The sequence below is a fragment of the Ruegeria sp. N4 genome, assembly GCF_056531425.1.
In genome coordinates this window covers 25,130-41,592 of record NZ_JBQFLT010000011.1, presented here as the reverse complement: position 1 = coordinate 41,592, position 16,463 = coordinate 25,130, and the positions used below count along the sequence as shown (strand labels likewise).

At 57.3% G+C, this 16,463-nt stretch carries 16 protein-coding genes; 2 read left to right on the top strand and 14 right to left on the bottom strand.

Annotation, left to right across the window (positions count from 1 at the left end; genetic code table 11):
- Nucleotides 1–52 precede the first annotated feature (52 nt).
- From ACR0LW_RS16130 to ACR0LW_RS16090, 9 genes are all read right to left on the bottom strand, one after another.
- A complete protein-coding gene (locus ACR0LW_RS16130) occupies nucleotides 53–1,243 on the bottom strand; it encodes a Gfo/Idh/MocA family protein (RefSeq protein WP_480883254.1) in 1,191 nt (396 codons plus the stop codon).
- Nucleotides 1,236–1,910: a hypothetical protein gene (locus ACR0LW_RS16125; protein WP_480883253.1), complete on the bottom strand. Its 675-nt coding sequence runs from the start codon at nucleotides 1,908–1,910 to the stop codon at nucleotides 1,236–1,238. The genes ACR0LW_RS16130 and ACR0LW_RS16125 overlap by 8 nt, the downstream gene beginning before the upstream one ends.
- Nucleotides 1,900–3,087 (bottom strand): Gfo/Idh/MocA family protein, encoded by a 1,188-nt coding sequence (locus ACR0LW_RS16120; RefSeq protein ID WP_480883252.1) that lies wholly within the window; start codon nucleotides 3,085–3,087, stop codon nucleotides 1,900–1,902. The genes ACR0LW_RS16125 and ACR0LW_RS16120 overlap by 11 nt, the downstream gene beginning before the upstream one ends.
- Nucleotides 3,077–3,892: a citryl-CoA lyase gene (locus ACR0LW_RS16115; RefSeq protein WP_480883389.1), complete on the bottom strand. Its 816-nt coding sequence runs from the start codon at nucleotides 3,890–3,892 to the stop codon at nucleotides 3,077–3,079. Before ACR0LW_RS16115 ends, ACR0LW_RS16120 begins: the two co-directional genes overlap by 11 nt.
- 8 nt (nucleotides 3,893–3,900) lie before the next feature.
- Nucleotides 3,901–5,793, bottom strand: coding sequence for a bifunctional sugar phosphate isomerase/epimerase/4-hydroxyphenylpyruvate dioxygenase family protein (locus ACR0LW_RS16110; RefSeq protein ID WP_480883251.1), 1,893 nt, complete (start codon nucleotides 5,791–5,793; stop codon nucleotides 3,901–3,903).
- Nucleotides 5,793–7,088: a TRAP transporter large permease gene (locus ACR0LW_RS16105; RefSeq protein ID WP_008755425.1), complete on the bottom strand. Its 1,296-nt coding sequence runs from the start codon at nucleotides 7,086–7,088 to the stop codon at nucleotides 5,793–5,795. Before ACR0LW_RS16105 ends, ACR0LW_RS16110 begins: the two co-directional genes overlap by 1 nt.
- Nucleotides 7,085–7,660 (bottom strand): TRAP transporter small permease subunit, encoded by a 576-nt coding sequence (locus ACR0LW_RS16100; RefSeq protein WP_170521464.1) that lies wholly within the window; start codon nucleotides 7,658–7,660, stop codon nucleotides 7,085–7,087. The genes ACR0LW_RS16105 and ACR0LW_RS16100 overlap by 4 nt, the downstream gene beginning before the upstream one ends.
- A 26-nt stretch (nucleotides 7,661–7,686) precedes the next feature.
- Nucleotides 7,687–8,697, bottom strand: a complete 1,011-nt coding sequence (dctP, locus tag ACR0LW_RS16095; RefSeq protein WP_480582896.1) for a TRAP transporter substrate-binding protein DctP — start codon at nucleotides 8,695–8,697, stop codon at nucleotides 7,687–7,689.
- A gap of 97 nt (nucleotides 8,698–8,794) precedes the next feature.
- Entirely contained in the window at nucleotides 8,795–9,877 is a 1,083-nt protein-coding gene (locus tag ACR0LW_RS16090; protein ID WP_480582899.1) for a Gfo/Idh/MocA family protein, read from the bottom strand.
- A gap of 208 nt (nucleotides 9,878–10,085) precedes the next feature.
- Between ACR0LW_RS16090 and ACR0LW_RS16085 the strand changes: the two genes are divergently transcribed.
- On the top strand, nucleotides 10,086–10,739 hold the full coding sequence (locus tag ACR0LW_RS16085; RefSeq protein WP_170622700.1) for a GntR family transcriptional regulator: 654 nt from the start codon (nucleotides 10,086–10,088) through the stop codon (nucleotides 10,737–10,739).
- Nucleotides 10,740–11,006: 267 nt separating this feature from the next.
- On the opposite strand, the gene ACR0LW_RS16080 is transcribed toward ACR0LW_RS16085, so the two are convergent.
- Complete coding sequence (locus ACR0LW_RS16080) at nucleotides 11,007–11,960, bottom strand: hypothetical protein (protein ID WP_480883250.1); 954 nt, start codon at nucleotides 11,958–11,960, stop codon at nucleotides 11,007–11,009.
- Nucleotides 11,961–12,012: 52 nt separating this feature from the next.
- Here ACR0LW_RS16080 and ACR0LW_RS16075 point away from each other — a divergent pair, with 52 nt between their 5' ends.
- A complete protein-coding gene (locus tag ACR0LW_RS16075) occupies nucleotides 12,013–12,942 on the top strand; it encodes a LysR family transcriptional regulator (RefSeq protein WP_480883249.1) in 930 nt (309 codons plus the stop codon).
- 162 nt (nucleotides 12,943–13,104) lie between these two features.
- On the opposite strand, the gene ACR0LW_RS16070 is transcribed toward ACR0LW_RS16075, so the two are convergent.
- Genes ACR0LW_RS16070 through ACR0LW_RS16055 form a run of 4 tightly spaced genes read right to left on the bottom strand, consistent with a single transcriptional unit; the run spans nucleotide 13,105 to nucleotide 16,451 of the window.
- The gene (locus ACR0LW_RS16070) at nucleotides 13,105–14,157 is read right to left on the bottom strand and encodes a LacI family DNA-binding transcriptional regulator (RefSeq protein ID WP_480883248.1); all 1,053 of its coding nucleotides are present in this window, start codon (nucleotides 14,155–14,157) and stop codon (nucleotides 13,105–13,107) included.
- Nucleotides 14,150–15,094 (bottom strand): ribokinase, encoded by a 945-nt coding sequence (locus ACR0LW_RS16065; protein WP_480883247.1) that lies wholly within the window; start codon nucleotides 15,092–15,094, stop codon nucleotides 14,150–14,152. Before ACR0LW_RS16065 ends, ACR0LW_RS16070 begins: the two co-directional genes overlap by 8 nt.
- The gene (gene rbsD / locus ACR0LW_RS16060) at nucleotides 15,091–15,501 is read right to left on the bottom strand and encodes a D-ribose pyranase (protein WP_480883246.1); all 411 of its coding nucleotides are present in this window, start codon (nucleotides 15,499–15,501) and stop codon (nucleotides 15,091–15,093) included. The genes ACR0LW_RS16065 and rbsD overlap by 4 nt, the downstream gene beginning before the upstream one ends.
- Complete coding sequence (locus tag ACR0LW_RS16055; protein ID WP_480582921.1) at nucleotides 15,498–16,451, bottom strand: ABC transporter permease; 954 nt, start codon at nucleotides 16,449–16,451, stop codon at nucleotides 15,498–15,500. The genes rbsD and ACR0LW_RS16055 overlap by 4 nt, the downstream gene beginning before the upstream one ends.
- Nucleotides 16,452–16,463: the final 12 nt, after the last annotated feature.

Sequence of the window (16,463 nt, the reverse complement as noted above, 5' to 3'; positions counted from 1 at the left end):
GAAACGCCCGGACAACGGCCCGGGCGTGTTTGATCTTCGTGCTGGCAGGACTTTAGACGGTGACCCAGTCGCCTCCGGACTGGTGTGAGCGCACAGAGGCATCAATGAATCGGACGCCATCCGCGCCTTGACCGACACCGGGATATGTCAGCCAATCGGCCGGAACGGTGACACCATCCCGGCGCGCGGCCACGGCCATGGCAAATTCCGTATAAAGGTTGGCCCAGGCTTCGATAATCCCTTCGGGGAAGCCGCGCGCAGTACGGACCAGACGTTCCGCGCCGGGGCCAATACCGTGCCCGTGACCTCGGCTGATGATACGGTCCGGCTCTCCGAACCGATTGAACTTCAGCTGTTCCGAGTTCTCAAGGTCCCACTCCAAGCCCCCTTCGCTGCCGAAGACCCGCAACCGCAACCCGCCCCGGTTTCCGGGGGCAAGGCGCGTTGCCATCAATGTTCCCGGAACCTCGTTTTGATAGCGGGTGAACATGAACACCGTGTCTTCCAAAGGCTTTGGCGCACCGCAGACATGGAACTCGGCCCGCAGATCGGTCATGGGCAGGCCCGAGACAAAACTAGCAAGATGCGCGGCATGGGTGCCGATATCGCCGACACAGCTGGTCGGACCAGAAATCTTTGGGTCCAGCCGCCATTTCACATGGGGCGCATCGGCCACATCTTCGGGCGTCATCCAGTCTTGCATGAACTCAACAAGGATTTGGTTGATCTTGCCGATGCCGCCTTCGGCCACGATTTGCTTGGCCTGCCGGATGACCGAAAAACATGACATCGCGTAGCCGACGGCAAAAACCTGCCCCGTGCGCGCGGTGATCTCCTCAAGCCCCTCCGCCTCGGCGACTTCATTGGTCAGTGGCTTGTCGCACAGCACGTCAATACCCGCCTCCAGAAAGGCTTTGGCCGCTTCGAAATGAACATGGTTCGGGGTGGTGATCATCACCGCGTCCACACCATCAGGCCGTGCCGCCTCGGCCTGCGCCATCTCGTCGAACGACGTATAGCACCTGTCTGCTGGCAGGAACCACTCGGCCCCGCGCGCCTTGCTGCGCGCAGCGTCAGAACTGAGCGCGCCTGCGGCGACCTCCCACCGGTCGGTCATCCGGGCCGCCGTTGCCTGCGTGACAGAGATTCGCCCACCGCCAACAACGCCCAGCCGCAAACGGCGAGACAAGCGGGGAAAAGGGCCGTCAAAATTAAGGGTTTCGGGTAGAAGCCGCTCAGCCATTCTGAACCTCCATGTCCGGGGCCCGTGCGCCTTCGGGCAGGATTTCAACCGCCATGAAGATGCTGGGGGTGATCGTCTCGTACTGATGCCAGGGATAGTTGCCTTCGGCGTCATACATCGGCTTGTGCGTCGTGCCGGGGGCCATGAATTCTTCGAGATAAAGGGTTTCAACGTCCCGTTCGCGGCATTGCTGCATTTTGCCAAAGCCTACGATTTGCGTATGCACTTCGCGAAACCCCGGAACCGGGCAGAACGGATGATCCTTATGCAATCCGACATTCAGTGGAACCGAGCCCGAGTGGTACATGGTCAGTCCAACGTTACCCACGAAGACCTTTGGCGACATGTAGTGGCTGACACCGCGCAGACGCTCTTCCTGGCGAACATCAAAGGCTGAAGGCCACGTATCTTTCACCCATGCGAACAGCGCATTGTCATCGGCGTGGGCGTCGAAACCATGAACAATGACTGCACGTTCCACGTTTTGGACGGTGCTGTTCTGCACGATCACCGACGAAAGCGGCGCAACGGTCTGATCCTCGACCGCGAGGTCCTTCCCCCCGAGGTTCAGAACAATGGCACGACCCTCGACAGATACTCTGTCTTCATCAGTGATGTGCTGGACGCGAAAAAATGGCTGGGCAAAGTCGAGTGTCTCAATCGGCATGAACCAATTCCTTCCTCTCATCGTTAAGGAAATCGACCGGTAAAGGCACCGGAGCCGCGCAGCGGCTTTCTATCGTCTGATAGGCACCAAATTTCGGTGCCCGTTCAATCGCGTCCATGACTTCGAAAACGTGATAGGCCAGCGCGCCACTTGCACGGGGTTGGCGTCCTTCTTGTGCCGCCAGGGCCAGATCCAACAGGCCGAGGCCACGGCTGTCTTCGTTAAATCCATATTTGTTCTCGACCACCTGCCAGTCTTCCCGACCGGTTGGGCGGGGCTGATGCGACCAGCGCGATGTGTCCCGCGTTTTCAGCCAGACATCGCCCTGAAAGATGTTGGCCCCATGAACCGGGTCAGGGTCGGGGATACTGATGGTCCCGTCTTCACCGTAGATTTCGAACCGAGGCGTTTCGCTGTCCCAAACGTCGAAACTCATAGTCATTGACCCGATGGCACCGGACGAGAACTGCAGCAGGCTTAGGGAGTGTGTGTCGACCTCGACATCCATCCATTCACCGTTGCGAGCGCCATTTTCGATCATCCTTTTGTCGAACGTGCGTCGCGCCATTCCGGCGACGCGGTCAACGGGGCCAAGGCAACAGACCATCGCCGTCAGGTAGTATGGCCCAAGGTCCAGCAAGGGCCCGCCACCCGCCTTGTAGTAGAAATCCGGGTTGGGATGGTGGCGTTCGGTGCCGTGGGTTCCGACATGGGCAAAAACCCCTGTTGGTTTGCCAATGGCACCCTCGTCGATCAAGCGCCGAACGGTCTGCCAACGACCGCCCAGAAACGTGTCGGGCGCGCAGCCGACCAGCAGCCCCTTTTCCGAGGCCATGTGCAGGATCGCCCGTCCATCCGTTCGGTTCATGACCAGCGGCTTTTCGGAATAGACATGCTTGCCCGCCTCCAGCGCGCGCAGGCTGATTTCGGCATGGGCGGCTGGTATTGTCAGGTTCAGGACGCAGTCAATCGCTGGATCATCGAACACCTCATCCGGCGTGCAGGCCCTGGATATACCGTATTGATCCGCCTTGGCGCGGCTTTCCAAAGGATCAAGGCTGGCGCAGGCCACGACCTCGACGTTCGAAAATTTTGATAGTGTTTTTAGATAGATATCGCTGATACGACCACAGCCGATAAGGCCGACCCGGAAGGATTTCGATGTCTCAATTGTCATCATTCCTGTCTTCGTAGAGGGGTAAGTAATTCGGGGGCATGGGCCCTTTGTTGCGCCCGCCCTGGCCCATCTGTTCCCAGGCGTGGGCGAGTATTCCAACCGAGCGGGACAGGCAGAACAGCCCCCGCGACAGGGGCGCGGGAAAGCCAAGTTCGCAAAAGATCACCGCCGTTGCGCCGTCGATATTCATGGCGATGGGCCGACCGCCGCGTTGGCGGCCAAGCTCGGCCTGAACCTCTTCTCCGATATCGGCAAAGCGGCCAGATACTGTGCCTTCTGCCGCCGCGTCACGAACAAGCTGCATCAGCCGGGGGGCGCGTGGATCGACGGGTTTGTGAAATCTGTGGCCAAAGCCCGATACGATCTTGCCGTAGGTCTCGCGCCAGCTGTCCAGACCGTCCCGAACCGCGTCATTCAACGCAGCCCCCGCATCCATGCGGGCGGCGATATCATAATACAGCTCGGCGCATTGCTCCCCTGCCCCGCCATGTACATCGCCCAGCATGTTCACCGCAGTCGCCATCGCGTTGTTGAGACCAACCCCGCAGGTCGCAGCCATACGCGCCGCCGCGATCGACGGGGCCTGTGGGCCGTGATCCACGCCTGCGACCAATGCAGCCTCGAACAAACGCGCCTGCGCGTCGCTGGGCAGATCGCCCCGCACCATCAGCCAGATCATCTGCGGGAACGAGACGTTCCCGATCAGGTCCTCGATAGGATAGCCACGAAAAGCGATCTGGCCGGGTTTCATGTCGATGATCGAGGTTCGCCACCAATCGCGGACCGCGCGCTCATCATTTGTCATCTGTGTGGTCATTGCGTCTGCACCTCTTTCACCGCTTGGGTTTTGCTTTGTGCAGCAAGGCGAATGGGCGCGTTGCGCGCGCCATACCCGGCATAGCCCGCGCGGCGTTCAACAATTTCAAAGAAGAAGCCGTTAAAGATGGGGCGGCTGTAGATCTGAAAATATTCGGCACCCGCTGCCCGGTCGAAAAGGATGTTGCCCTGACGCATCTGGGCGATCAGATCGTCATCCAACCCGAAAGTCGCTTGCAGATCGGCGTAGTAGTTTTCCGGAATCGTCAGGCTGGGAAAGCCGGACTTGCGCAATTGCGCCGAGGTTTCAAATATGTCGTCCGACTGAAAGGCGATGTGCTGAACGCCCGCTCCGAAACCGTCTTCCAGGAATGACGCCGCCAAAGTCCGACGACCAACGGCCCCGTTCAGGTTCAGGCGCACTTCGCCCTCGGGGCTTTCGATAGCCTGGCTTTGCACAACACCCGACGGGTCGGCGACGTTCACGATGGGCGACTTTGCCATCTCAAAGGTCGAAATGTAGTAGAGCAGCCAGCTTTGCATCTCATCGTGGCGCATGGTCTGGGCCAGATGGTCGATGCGACGCAGACCGGCGGGTTGGGTCGCCTTTGTTTTCGCAACCGGCTCGAATTCGATATCCCACACCCGATGCAGATCGGATTTCTCATCGATAAAATGAACGACGTTACCACCGACACCCCGAATGGCCGGGATATCCAGCTCTCCGGTTCCTACCGGCTGCGAAAAATCCGGGGCCCCCAGCGCGGTAGCCCGCTGAACCGTCTGATCCGCATCCTTGACGCGCAATCCCATGTCACAGACCGATGGGCCGTGGCCCAGCAAGGCTGAATGGGCGAAACCTTCCTTTTCGGTATTCACCACGATGTTGATCGCGCCTTGCCGCCACAGCTCGACGGATTTGCTGACGTGCTTTCGCTCCATTCGAAAACACATGGCTGACAGCATGTCTGCCAGCTGCGCACCGCTTACCTCGTCGGCTGTGAATTCGACGAACTCAAAGCCTGACGCATAGACACGTTCGGGCAGTTTCGGGATGCCATAATCTGCGCTTGGTTCGGTCCGCGACACCTCATCCAGAAGGTTTACCAGCGACCTGTAGCTGTCTCGGGCCAGTGTGCGACCTCCGGGTTGGGGGGCCGCCTCGTTGACGCGGGCGATGGACCAGGGCCCCTTGTACCCGGCGCGGGACAACACCCGCACAAAGCCCGCAAGGTTCAGCGCCCCAAGCCCCGGCAAAAGCCCAAAGTGCCGTTTGAGCCTGCGAATATCCATCTCAAGCCGGGGTGCATCGGACAGTTGTACATGGAACAACCGCTCTCCGGGGGTGTCCCTAAGACGGGCTGGTTTGGACCCGTCGGCAAGCGAGAAAAATGAATTCAGGGCCAACCCGAAATGAGGGCTGTCAATCGCCTCGACAATGCGCAGCGCCTGTTCGTCCGAGTGGATAAGATCGGACCATGGCAAGCCCATATAGGCCAGACGCAGCCCCATCTGTTTGGCGATCTCGGTCGCCTCGCCAAGGTCCGCGATCACCTGTTCTTCGGTGGCATCAGTGCCCACTTCGAACGCGGACCCCACAAGCAAAAGATCTGTGCCCAACGCATCCATCAGATCGAATTTACGCTTTAGCCGGTCAAAGGCGCGTTCCCGCCCCGGGCCGGTCTGACCTTCGAGGTTATGGAACGGCTGCAGCAGGCAAATCTTCAGGCCGAGGTCCGACGCAATATCGCGGATGTGCGAAGGCGGCCCGTCAAACGCGGTCAGGTCAGGTTCGTGCAACTCGACGCCGTCAAACCCAGCCCCGGCGATGGCATGCAACTTCTCTGCCAGATCGCCGGGTATGGAGGTTGTCGAAACCGACAGGCACATTACCCCTGATACCCGAACAGACGCGGCAACCACAGGACCAGATCGGGCATCAGCATCATGATCATCAGCGCGAAGATGAGCACAGCCAGAAAGGCCCAGATTTCCGAGATGATTTCACGCAGCGGAATGTCCGTCACGGCGTTGATCACAAAGAGCAGAATACCATAGGGCGGCGTGATCAGACCGATCATCGAGTTCACGACGACCAGCACTCCGAAATGCACCAGATCGATCCCAAGCGCCTCGCAGGTTGGGATGAACAGGGGCACGATCACCAGAATGATCGTTGTTGCGTCCAAGACGCATCCCAGCGCGAGGATCAGCAGGTTGACGAGGATCAGGAACACAATCGGGCTGACATCCGAACCCTCCAGCAGGGCCGAGATCGACTGTGGAATCTGTTCCTGAATGACGATGAAGTTCAGGATGAACGCACCACCAATGACCACCCCAACGGCTGCGGAAGACCGCGCGCTGTCGACGAACACCTGATAAAGACCACGGAAGGTCAGTGCGCGGTAGAACAACGCTGCCAGCAGCAGGGCGTAGAAGGCAGCCACGGCGGCGGCCTCGGTCGGCGTGGTGACGCCGCCATAGATACCATAGAGCAGGATCGCGGGCATCAGCAGCGCCGGGAACGCATTGGCGGTTTTAGCGGGCAACTCGCGCAGTGGAACAGGTTCTTCCAGGGCAAAGTTCCGCTTTCCAGCCAGATAGTAGTTCATCGCCATGAGGACGACGCCCATGATCAGACCCGGCAGAATACCGGCCAGGAACAGCGATCCGATAGAGGCCTTGGAAACGAGCGCATACAGAACCATCGGGATCGAGGGCGGAATGATCGGACCAATCGTCGCCGATGCCGCCGTGATTGCGGCTGCGTAACCTCGGCTATAACGGCCATCCTTGGTCATCATCTCAATGATGATCTTGCCGATCCCCGCCGCATCCGCGACGGCAGAACCGGACATGCCGGAAAAGATCAAAGACGCCACAACGTTGACGTGCCCAAGACCGCCCTTGAACCGCCCGACCGCAGCGACGCAGAAATTCAGCAGACGGTCCGTGATCGAGCCCGCATTCATGATATTGGCGGCGACGATGAACAAAGGCACGGCAAGCAGGATCGTGCTTTTGTAGAAGCCTTGCAGGATTTTCTCACCCGCAAGCGCGACGTCCAGACCAGCGACACCCAGATACATCAGTGACGCCAACAAGATGGAATAGCCGATAGGTGTCCCGATGCCTGCCAGAACAAAGAGTGTGAGCAGGCAGGAAAGAAGTTCAAAGCTCATTTGCTTGCGTCCTCGTCGTCTTCCACGTCAACGCGGGGATGATCGTCGACCACGTTAAATCCCACGACCATTTCAAGTTCGGTTTTAGGTGGTCCATTGCGCATGATGTCGAAGAACAGCCATGCATAGCGCGCGGCTACGACCAGCATGAACACGGCATAGATCGAAAACACCGTGCGCAGCGGTACCTTCTCGCCCGAGAACGGGTTGCGCACGGTCGCGGTCTTGCGGATTTTCATCCAGTCTATGTAGTCCCAGGTCGGCAGGAAGCTGTAGAGCATCCCAATGACGATCGCCGCAGCCGCCAGCATCGCAAAGACCTGACGGACACGTCGGGGTACCGACAGGTAGATAATGTCGAACTTCACGTGATCCCGCTCGCGCACAATGAAGGCGCAGCTGAAGAAGATCACCCAGACCCAGAGGATGCCGATCAGTTCAAGCGTCCATCCGGCGGGGGTGAAGAAGTACCGCAACAGAATTTGCAGCAGAAAGATCAGGAAGATTGCCGCCAGCATCCCGCCGGCAATCGCTTCGGTCAGTCGGGAGAACCCCTTTATGAAGCCTTTCATGGTGGTTCTCCCTTCCGTGATTGGTCTTAGTTGCCCAGCGCGTTGATCTGTTCCAGAACGCCGTCCGGCCACGACCCCGCAAACTCGCTTTCAAGATACATGGACTGCACCTGATCGCGGAATGCGGCCAGATCGGGCTCATAGACTTCCATGCCCTGCTCTTTCAGGAAGCTGACCAAATCCTCTTCCTTTTGCAGCTGCTTCTGGCGACCCGATTCCGCTGCTGCGTCTGCAGCTTCCTGAACCTTGGCCTGTTGTTCCGGCGTCAACCCGTCCCAGACCTCTTTGCCGATGGCGATGTAGTTCAGGTCGACCAAGTGGGACGTCAGGATTATCTGATTGGTCACTTCGTAGAACTTGGCATCCACCACGGTCGGCAGCGGGTTGTCCTGGCCGTCAACGGCGCCGGTGGACAGCGCAGTATAGACCTCGGAGAACGCCATCGGAGTCGGGGCAGCGCCCAGCGCCTTGCCAAGGAACTGCCACGCATCAGTACCCGGCATCCGCAAGTTCACGCCTTCCAGATCGGCCGGAGTTGTGACCGTCAATTCATCCTTGGGCTGGCGCAGGTTCACCTGACGACGACCCAGATACATGACCGACAGCAGTTTGACGCCCAGTTCATCCTCGGCCTTTTGCTTGAAGGCATCCATAAGGGGATCGTTGAAGACGGCCACCTGATGCGCTGCGTCCTGATGGACATAGCCGGCGGTAAAGATCGAAAACTCGGGAAAGAACTGTGCCAGTTCCTGCGCCGAGGTGATCGACATCTCCAGATTGCCCCGGCTGATGGCGTCCAGCTCGGTGCCTTGCGCGAAGATGGTGCCGTTATAGCTGGGCTCATAACTTGCGAAATCGGCGACCATGGGCGCAAAAATCTCGGCCATGGCGACCGAGCGCTGGTCGGTCTCCGATCCCGACGTTGCCATTCGAAGTTGCACTTTGTCTTCCGCCAGCACGCCACTTGTTGCGCTGAACAGAACACCGGTTGCGACCAGGGCTGACACAGCAGCCCGGCGGGTAAGATTGGTAATCACTTTGCTCCTCCCTGAGACATCATGATGTTTTTTGACGATTCCGAGTTTTGACCTATTTTGGACATTTTGCAAGATTTTTTACAAAATATCTGATATTTTAGATTACCGAGATCTTAGCCTGCGGTGACTGCTGATAGCTTTCTATCCTAACGGTTTTCCCCGTCCGGCAGGAATTTTGTATTGCTTCAATGACTTGAAGCGTTCTCAGCCCCTCCCACCCGGAGACAATCGGCTCTGCCTTGTGGCGCGCCACGTCAACAAAATGCCTGAGCTGATTGACCAAAGGGTCCGAAGCCCCCTTTTTCAGCGCCGTTGACGAGATCGGAGTCCACCAATCCCGTTGCCCGCCCGGATAATTCCAGAGCCGAAGGTCAGGGACGGATAAGGACCCATGAGATCCCCCGATCATATAGCTGCTTTCCGTGGTTGATGGGTAAATCGGATATTCCTGGGACGTCATCTCCCAACTCCACGGGGCAACGATGCTGTCGGACACGGTTATTGTCCCGATCGCGCCACCTTCGAATGTCAGCAACGCCCCGGCCACATCTTCGTTGTCATACCCGCGTTGCGACGCGGCGGACTGCGCCTGTACGGTCACGACCTCTCCGGCCAGATAGCGCAGAAGATCGACGTCATGGACCAGATTGACCGAGATGGGCCCCGCCCCTGGTTTCTTGCGCCAGGGCGCAGCCTCAAAATACGCGTCTGGCTTGTAAAACCAGCAATTCGCATGAACCGCGCGAACATCGCCGATCTTCCCGTCTGCAATCGCTTCCTTGGCGGACTTGATCAAAGGGTTGTACCGTCGATGATGCCCGACCATGAGCGGCACATCTGCCTTCGCAGCCTCTTGTACCAGCTCAAGCGCTGCATTGGCTTCGACAGCAATCGGTTTTTCGACCAGAACAGGGCACCCGTGTCGGACGCATGTCAGCCCCTGTTCAACATGCAACGTCGTCGGGGTCGCAAGCACAGCGCCGTCCGGTGATTGGTGGGCAAACATATCCTCGAGGGTCTTGTAACACGCGACACCATGCTCGGCGGCATATGCACGGCCCTCGTCGCTGGGATCGACGACCGCCACAAGATCGACATGACGCAACGCCCGGATCGCGTCCGCGTGGCGGCGTCCAACAAGGCCAATGCCAATAATGGCAATGCGAAAGTTCTGAGACACTGTGTTTCCTTCCGGAGGGTTCGGACATCTCCGAAACCTGAATGTTCGACCGAGCAGCGTTGCCCAACTTGACCGCGACCGTATTGGGGTTTTAGCGATTCCGCAATAATGTATGATATTTTTATTTTTACCATACATCAGTTTGGATTGCTGATACCCCTGAAAAATGCTAATTGAGCGAAGAAACCAAGAATATCGGGTGAAACGCATGGCGAAGCAGCCGTCTACGATAGGTGCAAGCACCTATCAGCGCATCAAGCGGGATATCATCTTCGGAGAGCTGCAGCCCGGCTCCAAACTGAAGCTGGACGCCTTGAAGGAACGCTATTCGGCAAGCCTGTCGACACTTCGCGAGACCTTGAATAGGCTTGCCAGCGACGGATTTGTCGAAGCCCCCGAACAACGGGGTTTTCTGGTCACGCCGGTCTCTCGCGAAGACCTGACCGAGATTTCAGAGCTTCGGGTCCTGTTGGAATGCCACGCTTTGGAACTGTCCATTGCAAACGGTGATACGGATTGGGAAGGCAACCTGGTTGCCGCTCATCACAAACTGCACCTGATGGAACAGCAGCTTCTAAAGGGTGACGAGTCCGAGAAAGAAACCTGGAAACGATATGACTGGGAGTTTCACCAGGCGATGATCGCGGCCTGCAATTCCAGGAATCTACTGTCTCTGCACTCGATCATCTACGACAAGTATCTGCGGTATCAGATGCTTGTGCTGACCTATCGCGGCGAAGAGGCCGTCAAAGAGCACAAGGGCATGTTCGATGCGGCATTGGCCCGAGACGCTGGCACCGCCAAGAAGCTGTTGGAAGATCACATCCGAAACGGTCTCGCACACACGCTGGAGGCTATGTAGGGCGGCATACAGATAGCGTGCTTTTACCTCTTCAGGTCGATTTGGAAAAGACTATCTCAAAATTCCACAGCTACATCGAGAAATTTGTGAACGGCCCTAGGCGGCCGTTCGATCTTGCTCGCTAACGTTGCCCGCGCAATCCGCAACAAGGGCATTCGCTCCGCTTGATCGATTTCGGTTGCGGAAGAGGTCAGGACGGCGAGACGGAACGACCGTTCGCTTGGTGACAGCGAACGGTCAGGCTGAAGCGAGACAAACGCTGAATCGCTAGAGCCCCGTGTCGTAGCTGGTCAGTCGAAAGCTCTTTGGTTTGACCAGTTCGCCCATGGCCGCAAACTCGTCCGCCCAGCTTTGTGCTTGCGCGTTCAGGGTCTCCATATCTGGGCGATTGGTCCAATAGTTTACGCAAAGCCAAATACCGTTTTCACCTTGGCCCACGGTACGGTAGAGCAGCGTGTCGTTCTGGTTCATTTTTTGCGTGATGGTCTCAAAAAACGATCGAACATCCGAGGGGTCTGCGCCGTCGGCTTGTTCAAACAAAACGATCTCAACATGTTTCGGCACACGCAGATCATCCGCGCCTACTTTCTGGGTCTTTCCTCCCTTCAATCGCCTGAGTGGCATCTGCAAAGCTGTCGGACGGTCGTCGGGTTGGGCCAGCGGCATGCCGTCAACAGGCCGCGCGCCAAAGTAGAGATGGCCGGCTGAGACATAGAGCACCTCATATTCTGTGGTAGGCGCATTCGCCGCTATCCCCATGACTGAGCATCCGGTTTCAAACACATTCTGCTCATTGCCGACGGACCACTCTTCAGGTCCACAAGCGCCCGTCTCGGCTGAGTTCAGAAACCCCGCGAAGCCTTCCAACTGCGGCGTGATGGTCAGATAGTCGTTGACGATCAGATCAACGTTACGTGCGCCCTGCGTCACTTCGGATGCCCCTAGGATGTTGACGTCACCGCCAAACTTCAACTCCAGAAGCGCTGCGGAACAGTTGGCATCGGAATAAGTGGTGAAATGCGCATCGATGCGGCCGGGTGCAAACGTGATCGAACGCTTAAGGTACCAAGGTGCGACGCCATCCTGCCCGACCTGTGGGCGCAGTTCGCAAGCAATGCTTTCCCAAGTCCCGTTAAGATCAAACGCGCTATCCTGTGCCAGGGCAGGTGTGGCCAGTACACTGGCAGCAAGGAGGCAAAGTGTTTTCGAGGCCAGTTTCACAGTCTTATCCCCTTTCGGCTCATGATACTGCAACGCTGACAGAGCAGATGACATGAATCAAATCGATGAATACAATGCTTGCATGAGCAAGATTAATGGAAGCCTCGCAGCCCTCGACTTGAACCTGATCACCGCATTGGATGCGCTTCTGGACCGACGATCCGTTTCGGACGCAGCTGACGCCGTAGGTCGCACACAGTCTGCAATATCGCACAGCCTCGCGAGATTGCGCGACCATTTTCGCGATCCAATTCTTGTTCGTGACGGATGGACGATGCGGCTCACTCCATTTGCAGAAAAGTTGCGTCCCCGTGTAACAGCCGCGGCCGAAGCCGCAAAACTGATGTTCACAACCGATTTCGAGTTTGACCCTGCCACGACCACACGCCGCATTCGTGTTGCGACGCCGGACCTTTGCACGTCGCTGTTCACGGATTTCATCGGCGACCTCGCGAACGCGGCTCCGCTCGCTTCCGTTGAATTCATTGAAGGGAACATGGCGCGGCAAGCCGTTTTGAGCTCCAAGGCAGACGTTGGTTTGGGCTTTGGCCGCCAAAAATCGGACACGAACCTGGTTCTGCACAGAATTGCGCCACTCGACTGGTGCACGTTCACGCCCGAAACGCATGAATACAGCCGGAATCCGACAACAGAGGTTTGGAGCGTATCTCGACATGTCCTTGTTGGATTAGGTGGTGCGCAAGAAGGGCCGGTGGAAAAGTTGCTCCGCAAACACGGCATCGGTCGCCATGTCGTTTGCTACGCGTCAAACTTTTCTGCTGCGCTTAACCTAGCTTCGGAGACAGATGCACTCATAACGACATTGCGCGCGCCGTTCGGGAAAACAGCACGGCTTTTGGGGATGTTGGCCCAACCAACTCCGTTTGCGATGCCTCAAGCGACGGCCACGCTGATGTTCCGTGCCGATCACGGGAATCCGTTTTCAATCTGGTTGAAGAAGCTCTGCCTGGGCGCTATTTAGACGGTGTTCATACACGGCCTACATTTGGTGAATTGGAGTGGGCGCGTCAATGAAGTTAACGCAACCGTTCTCCAACTGCGAAATGGTGGGTAGGCCTGCTCCAATCGTGCGAATTTCCATAGAGGTCACTTCGCACGAGGCACTATAAACTTCCTGTGGATTTTACCTGGGGGCAGTGGAAGATCCTCGAACGACGACAGAACCTTCAATCATAAGATCTTCATCAAAAACGTTCTTTCCATCCAGCAGACGGGTTACCGCGGCGTGGCAAAGTTCCATTGCAGGTTGTGAAACGGTCGTCAGGCGGGGGATTACATGCAGTGCAAGGTCAATGTCGTCAAACCCGACAACTGACAGGTCATCGGGCACTCGTAATCCTAGATCATTTGCTGTCCGCAGCGCACCAATTGCCATCTGATCATTTCCGGTTGCTATCGCACTTGGTCTGGGCGTTTCAGATTGGGTGAGAACCTGCCGCGCAAGTGCCTCGCCGCTGTCATAGTCAAACGTGCCTTCCAGTACATTAAGTGCCACATCGTCAGCACTCGATGCGAACCGTCCTACAGCTTCGACAAAACCCTGTTTTCTAAGCCTGCCAACTTCGGTGTCTTGTGGACCGGCCAGGTAGGCTATCCGTCTATGGCCAAGATCAAGCAGATACTCGGCCGCTTTTGCGGCCGATGCGGAATGATCGATACTCACAAGTCCCGCGGTGCCGAAGCGACGGTCCAGAGACACGATCGGGATGTCAGAGTTCCCCAGTGTGGCGTTGCTGGAATCGTTTGTTGCGACAATGACAAGCCCGTGCAGCGACTGTTCGAGCAATGCCGAGATCTGACGTGCTTCTGTTTCCGGATCGTCCATGGTTGTTGTCAGCATCACGGTGTAGCCGCGCGCTGACGCCTCTTTTTCGATCCTCATCGCCAGCTTTGCAAAGAACGGATTGGTGATATCCGGAACAACAAGTCCAATCACATTCACCTTCTTCGTGCGCAATGCGCGCGCGGCCTGATTTGGCTTGTAGCCAAGATCCTCGACCGCCTTAAGAACCTTTTCCCGTCGCGCTGGTTTTACCGTGCTGTCATGCGACAGAACTTTCGACACCGTCCCGACCGAGACCCCCGCAAGCCTGGCCACATCTTTTACTGTTGCCATATCCGAACCCGATTTAGCCTGGCCGAGTAGTTTACGGCCACAGTTGGTATTCTCAACCATTTGCCAAACAGTGGGAATATGACCTTTTCCTGAAACTTTCCAGTTGGTGTTTGAAGGGCGCGGATGTTGACGCCCCGCGCTGCGTGGTTGCAAACGCCGCTGCATCCATTGCGGTTACAATGGCCTGATCGATGGTCTCTTTGGCGGCCAATCCGTGTGCAAGGGCACCGTTAAAGCAATCACCCGCTGCAACAGTGTCGATTGCGGGGACATTCGGCGCGGTCATCTGACCGTCCTCGCCATCAATGCACCAGGCAACACCCAGCCTGCCCATTGTAACTATCGCGCCCCGCCGCACCGAAGAACACAGCGCGCGCGCGGCGATGCGTGCCTCATCCAGTGTGGTTGGCAACGTTCCGAGAATGAGGTGCGTTTCATGCGTGTTGGGTGTGATGATGTCTAAGGCTTTCAGGATCGATTCACTCCAGAACGGAACAGGCGCGGGCGCGGGATCCATGATGACCAATCCTCCGGCTTCATGCGCAATGCGCGCGGCGGCCAGAGATGCTGAGATCGGAACCTCGTTTTGAAGCAGCACAACAGTACTTTGCCGCAGGGCATCCGCGTGGCGTTCAACCATCTTCGCATCCATGACAGCATTCGCCCCTTGCGAAAGACGAATGATATTCCCTCCATCGGGTCCGACATCGATAAATGCCATGCCCGAGGACCGATCCGGCAGCTCAGCAACCCGCAATTCGACGCCCGCTGCCCGAATGTCGGCAACGGCGTCGTGGCCAAAACTGTCTTTGCCGACGGCGCCGATCATCGTCACCTGACTGCCCAGCCTTGCAGCGGCCACTGCCTGATTGGCACCCTTGCCGCCAAGTGTGATCTGGGTGCTGCCCGCCGCGACCGTCTCGCCAACTCCGGGCCAGCGCTCGAGATACGATGTCAGATCGACATTGATGCTTCCTACGACAGAAATACGGGTCAAAACGCCACCCCGCACACCAGAATGACATTTGCGAAAGGTGTGGTTTCACCTGTGCGAATGATTGCCTTTGCCTGTGATGTTCGCACCTTGAACTCTGCATGTGGCAGGACGGACTGTCCTACCGCCGCACCCTGATTGGCGGGCCAGACGGTCAGCAGGTCAGTGATCTTGCCGGTGACTATCGTGCTGGCTTCGGTCGTAAGTATCGCGTGTTCCACAATCAACTCACTTCCCAGTGCTGTCAGGACCTGCTGCAGATCGGGCACGCCGGCCGTCACAGCAAGGTCGATTATGGGTACGCCCCTAGGGTGTGGCAGCCCTGCATCTGCCACCACAACTTCATCGAGGTGGCCAAGCTCGGCGACGAGGGCACTCAGGTGCCGGTTCAGGAGGACGCCGCGTTTCACGACGCCGAATACTTTGCGCGATAATGATCAAGAATGACCGCTACCACGATGACAACACCGGTGATCATCTGCCGCATAAAGTCACTCAGGCCGATCAGGATCAGACCATTGGCCAATACGCCGATGATGATGGCCCCCAAAAGCGTTCCGATGACTGATCCACGACCACCGCTTAGGCTGGTGCCACCAATGATGACGGCCGCAATTGCGTTCAGTTCGAACCCAATTCCTGCAATCGGAGAGGAGATGTTCAGACGTGCCATATATATGATCGCTGCTATCCCGGCGGTCATGCCACAAATCGAAAAGGCTGCGACCTTATACCAGAACACGGGATGACCGGCCAGGCGCACAGCCTCTTCATTGTTGCCGATCCCATAGATCAGACGCCCGAAAACGGTGCGGTTCAGCACGAACCAGGCAACTGCGACCAACCCAAGCGCAACCAGAAAGACCACCGGCACGCCATAGATCAGCTTTGAGCCAAACTCTTCGAAGGCAAACGGAAAGGAGTAGATCGTTTGCGCATCCGAGATCTGAAGCGCCGCGCCCCGGGCAATGTTCAGCATGCCCAAAGTGATGATGAAAGAGGGCAGAGCCCAGTAGGCGCTGATGGCCCCATTCAAAACCCCACACAAGGTTCCCGCCAGAACACCGGCCAATACGGCCAGAATGATCAGCTCTGTTTCGCCAATTCCGGGCAGTGTGATGGCTTTGCCTGCCACAATGGCGGCGAAGGCCATGACGGACCCGACGGACAGATCGATGCCTCCGATCAGGATCACAAAGGTCATTCCAACGGCCAGGATCAGATTGATCGTAATCTGCGTCAGAATGTTGGTGATGTTATTGGCAGACAGAAAATGTTCGCTGGCAATCGAAAAGAAAACCACGATCACAAGCAGGGCCAATCCGATACCTGCATTGTTGACGATAGATCGTAAAGACACAGCGTTCTCCCT

Coding starts and splice junctions, on each gene's coding strand:
- ACR0LW_RS16085 (WP_170622700.1), top strand. CDS start 10,086: ATGGCGAAGCAGCCGTCTACGATAGGTGCAAGCACCTATCAGCGCATC.
- ACR0LW_RS16130 (WP_480883254.1), bottom strand. CDS start 1,243: ATGGCTGAGCGGCTTCTACCCGAAACCCTTAATTTTGACGGCCCTTTT.
- ACR0LW_RS16120 (WP_480883252.1), bottom strand. CDS start 3,087: ATGACAATTGAGACATCGAAATCCTTCCGGGTCGGCCTTATCGGCTGT.
- ACR0LW_RS16070 (WP_480883248.1), bottom strand. CDS start 14,157: ATGGTTGAGAATACCAACTGTGGCCGTAAACTACTCGGCCAGGCTAAA.
- ACR0LW_RS16100 (WP_170521464.1), bottom strand. CDS start 7,660: ATGAAAGGCTTCATAAAGGGGTTCTCCCGACTGACCGAAGCGATTGCC.
- ACR0LW_RS16105 (WP_008755425.1), bottom strand. CDS start 7,088: ATGAGCTTTGAACTTCTTTCCTGCCTGCTCACACTCTTTGTTCTGGCA.
- ACR0LW_RS16110 (WP_480883251.1), bottom strand. CDS start 5,793: ATGTGCCTGTCGGTTTCGACAACCTCCATACCCGGCGATCTGGCAGAG.
- ACR0LW_RS16125 (WP_480883253.1), bottom strand. CDS start 1,910: ATGCCGATTGAGACACTCGACTTTGCCCAGCCATTTTTTCGCGTCCAG.
- ACR0LW_RS16115 (WP_480883389.1), bottom strand. CDS start 3,892: ATGACAAATGATGAGCGCGCGGTCCGCGATTGGTGGCGAACCTCGATC.
- ACR0LW_RS16075 (WP_480883249.1), top strand. CDS start 12,013: ATGAATCAAATCGATGAATACAATGCTTGCATGAGCAAGATTAATGGA.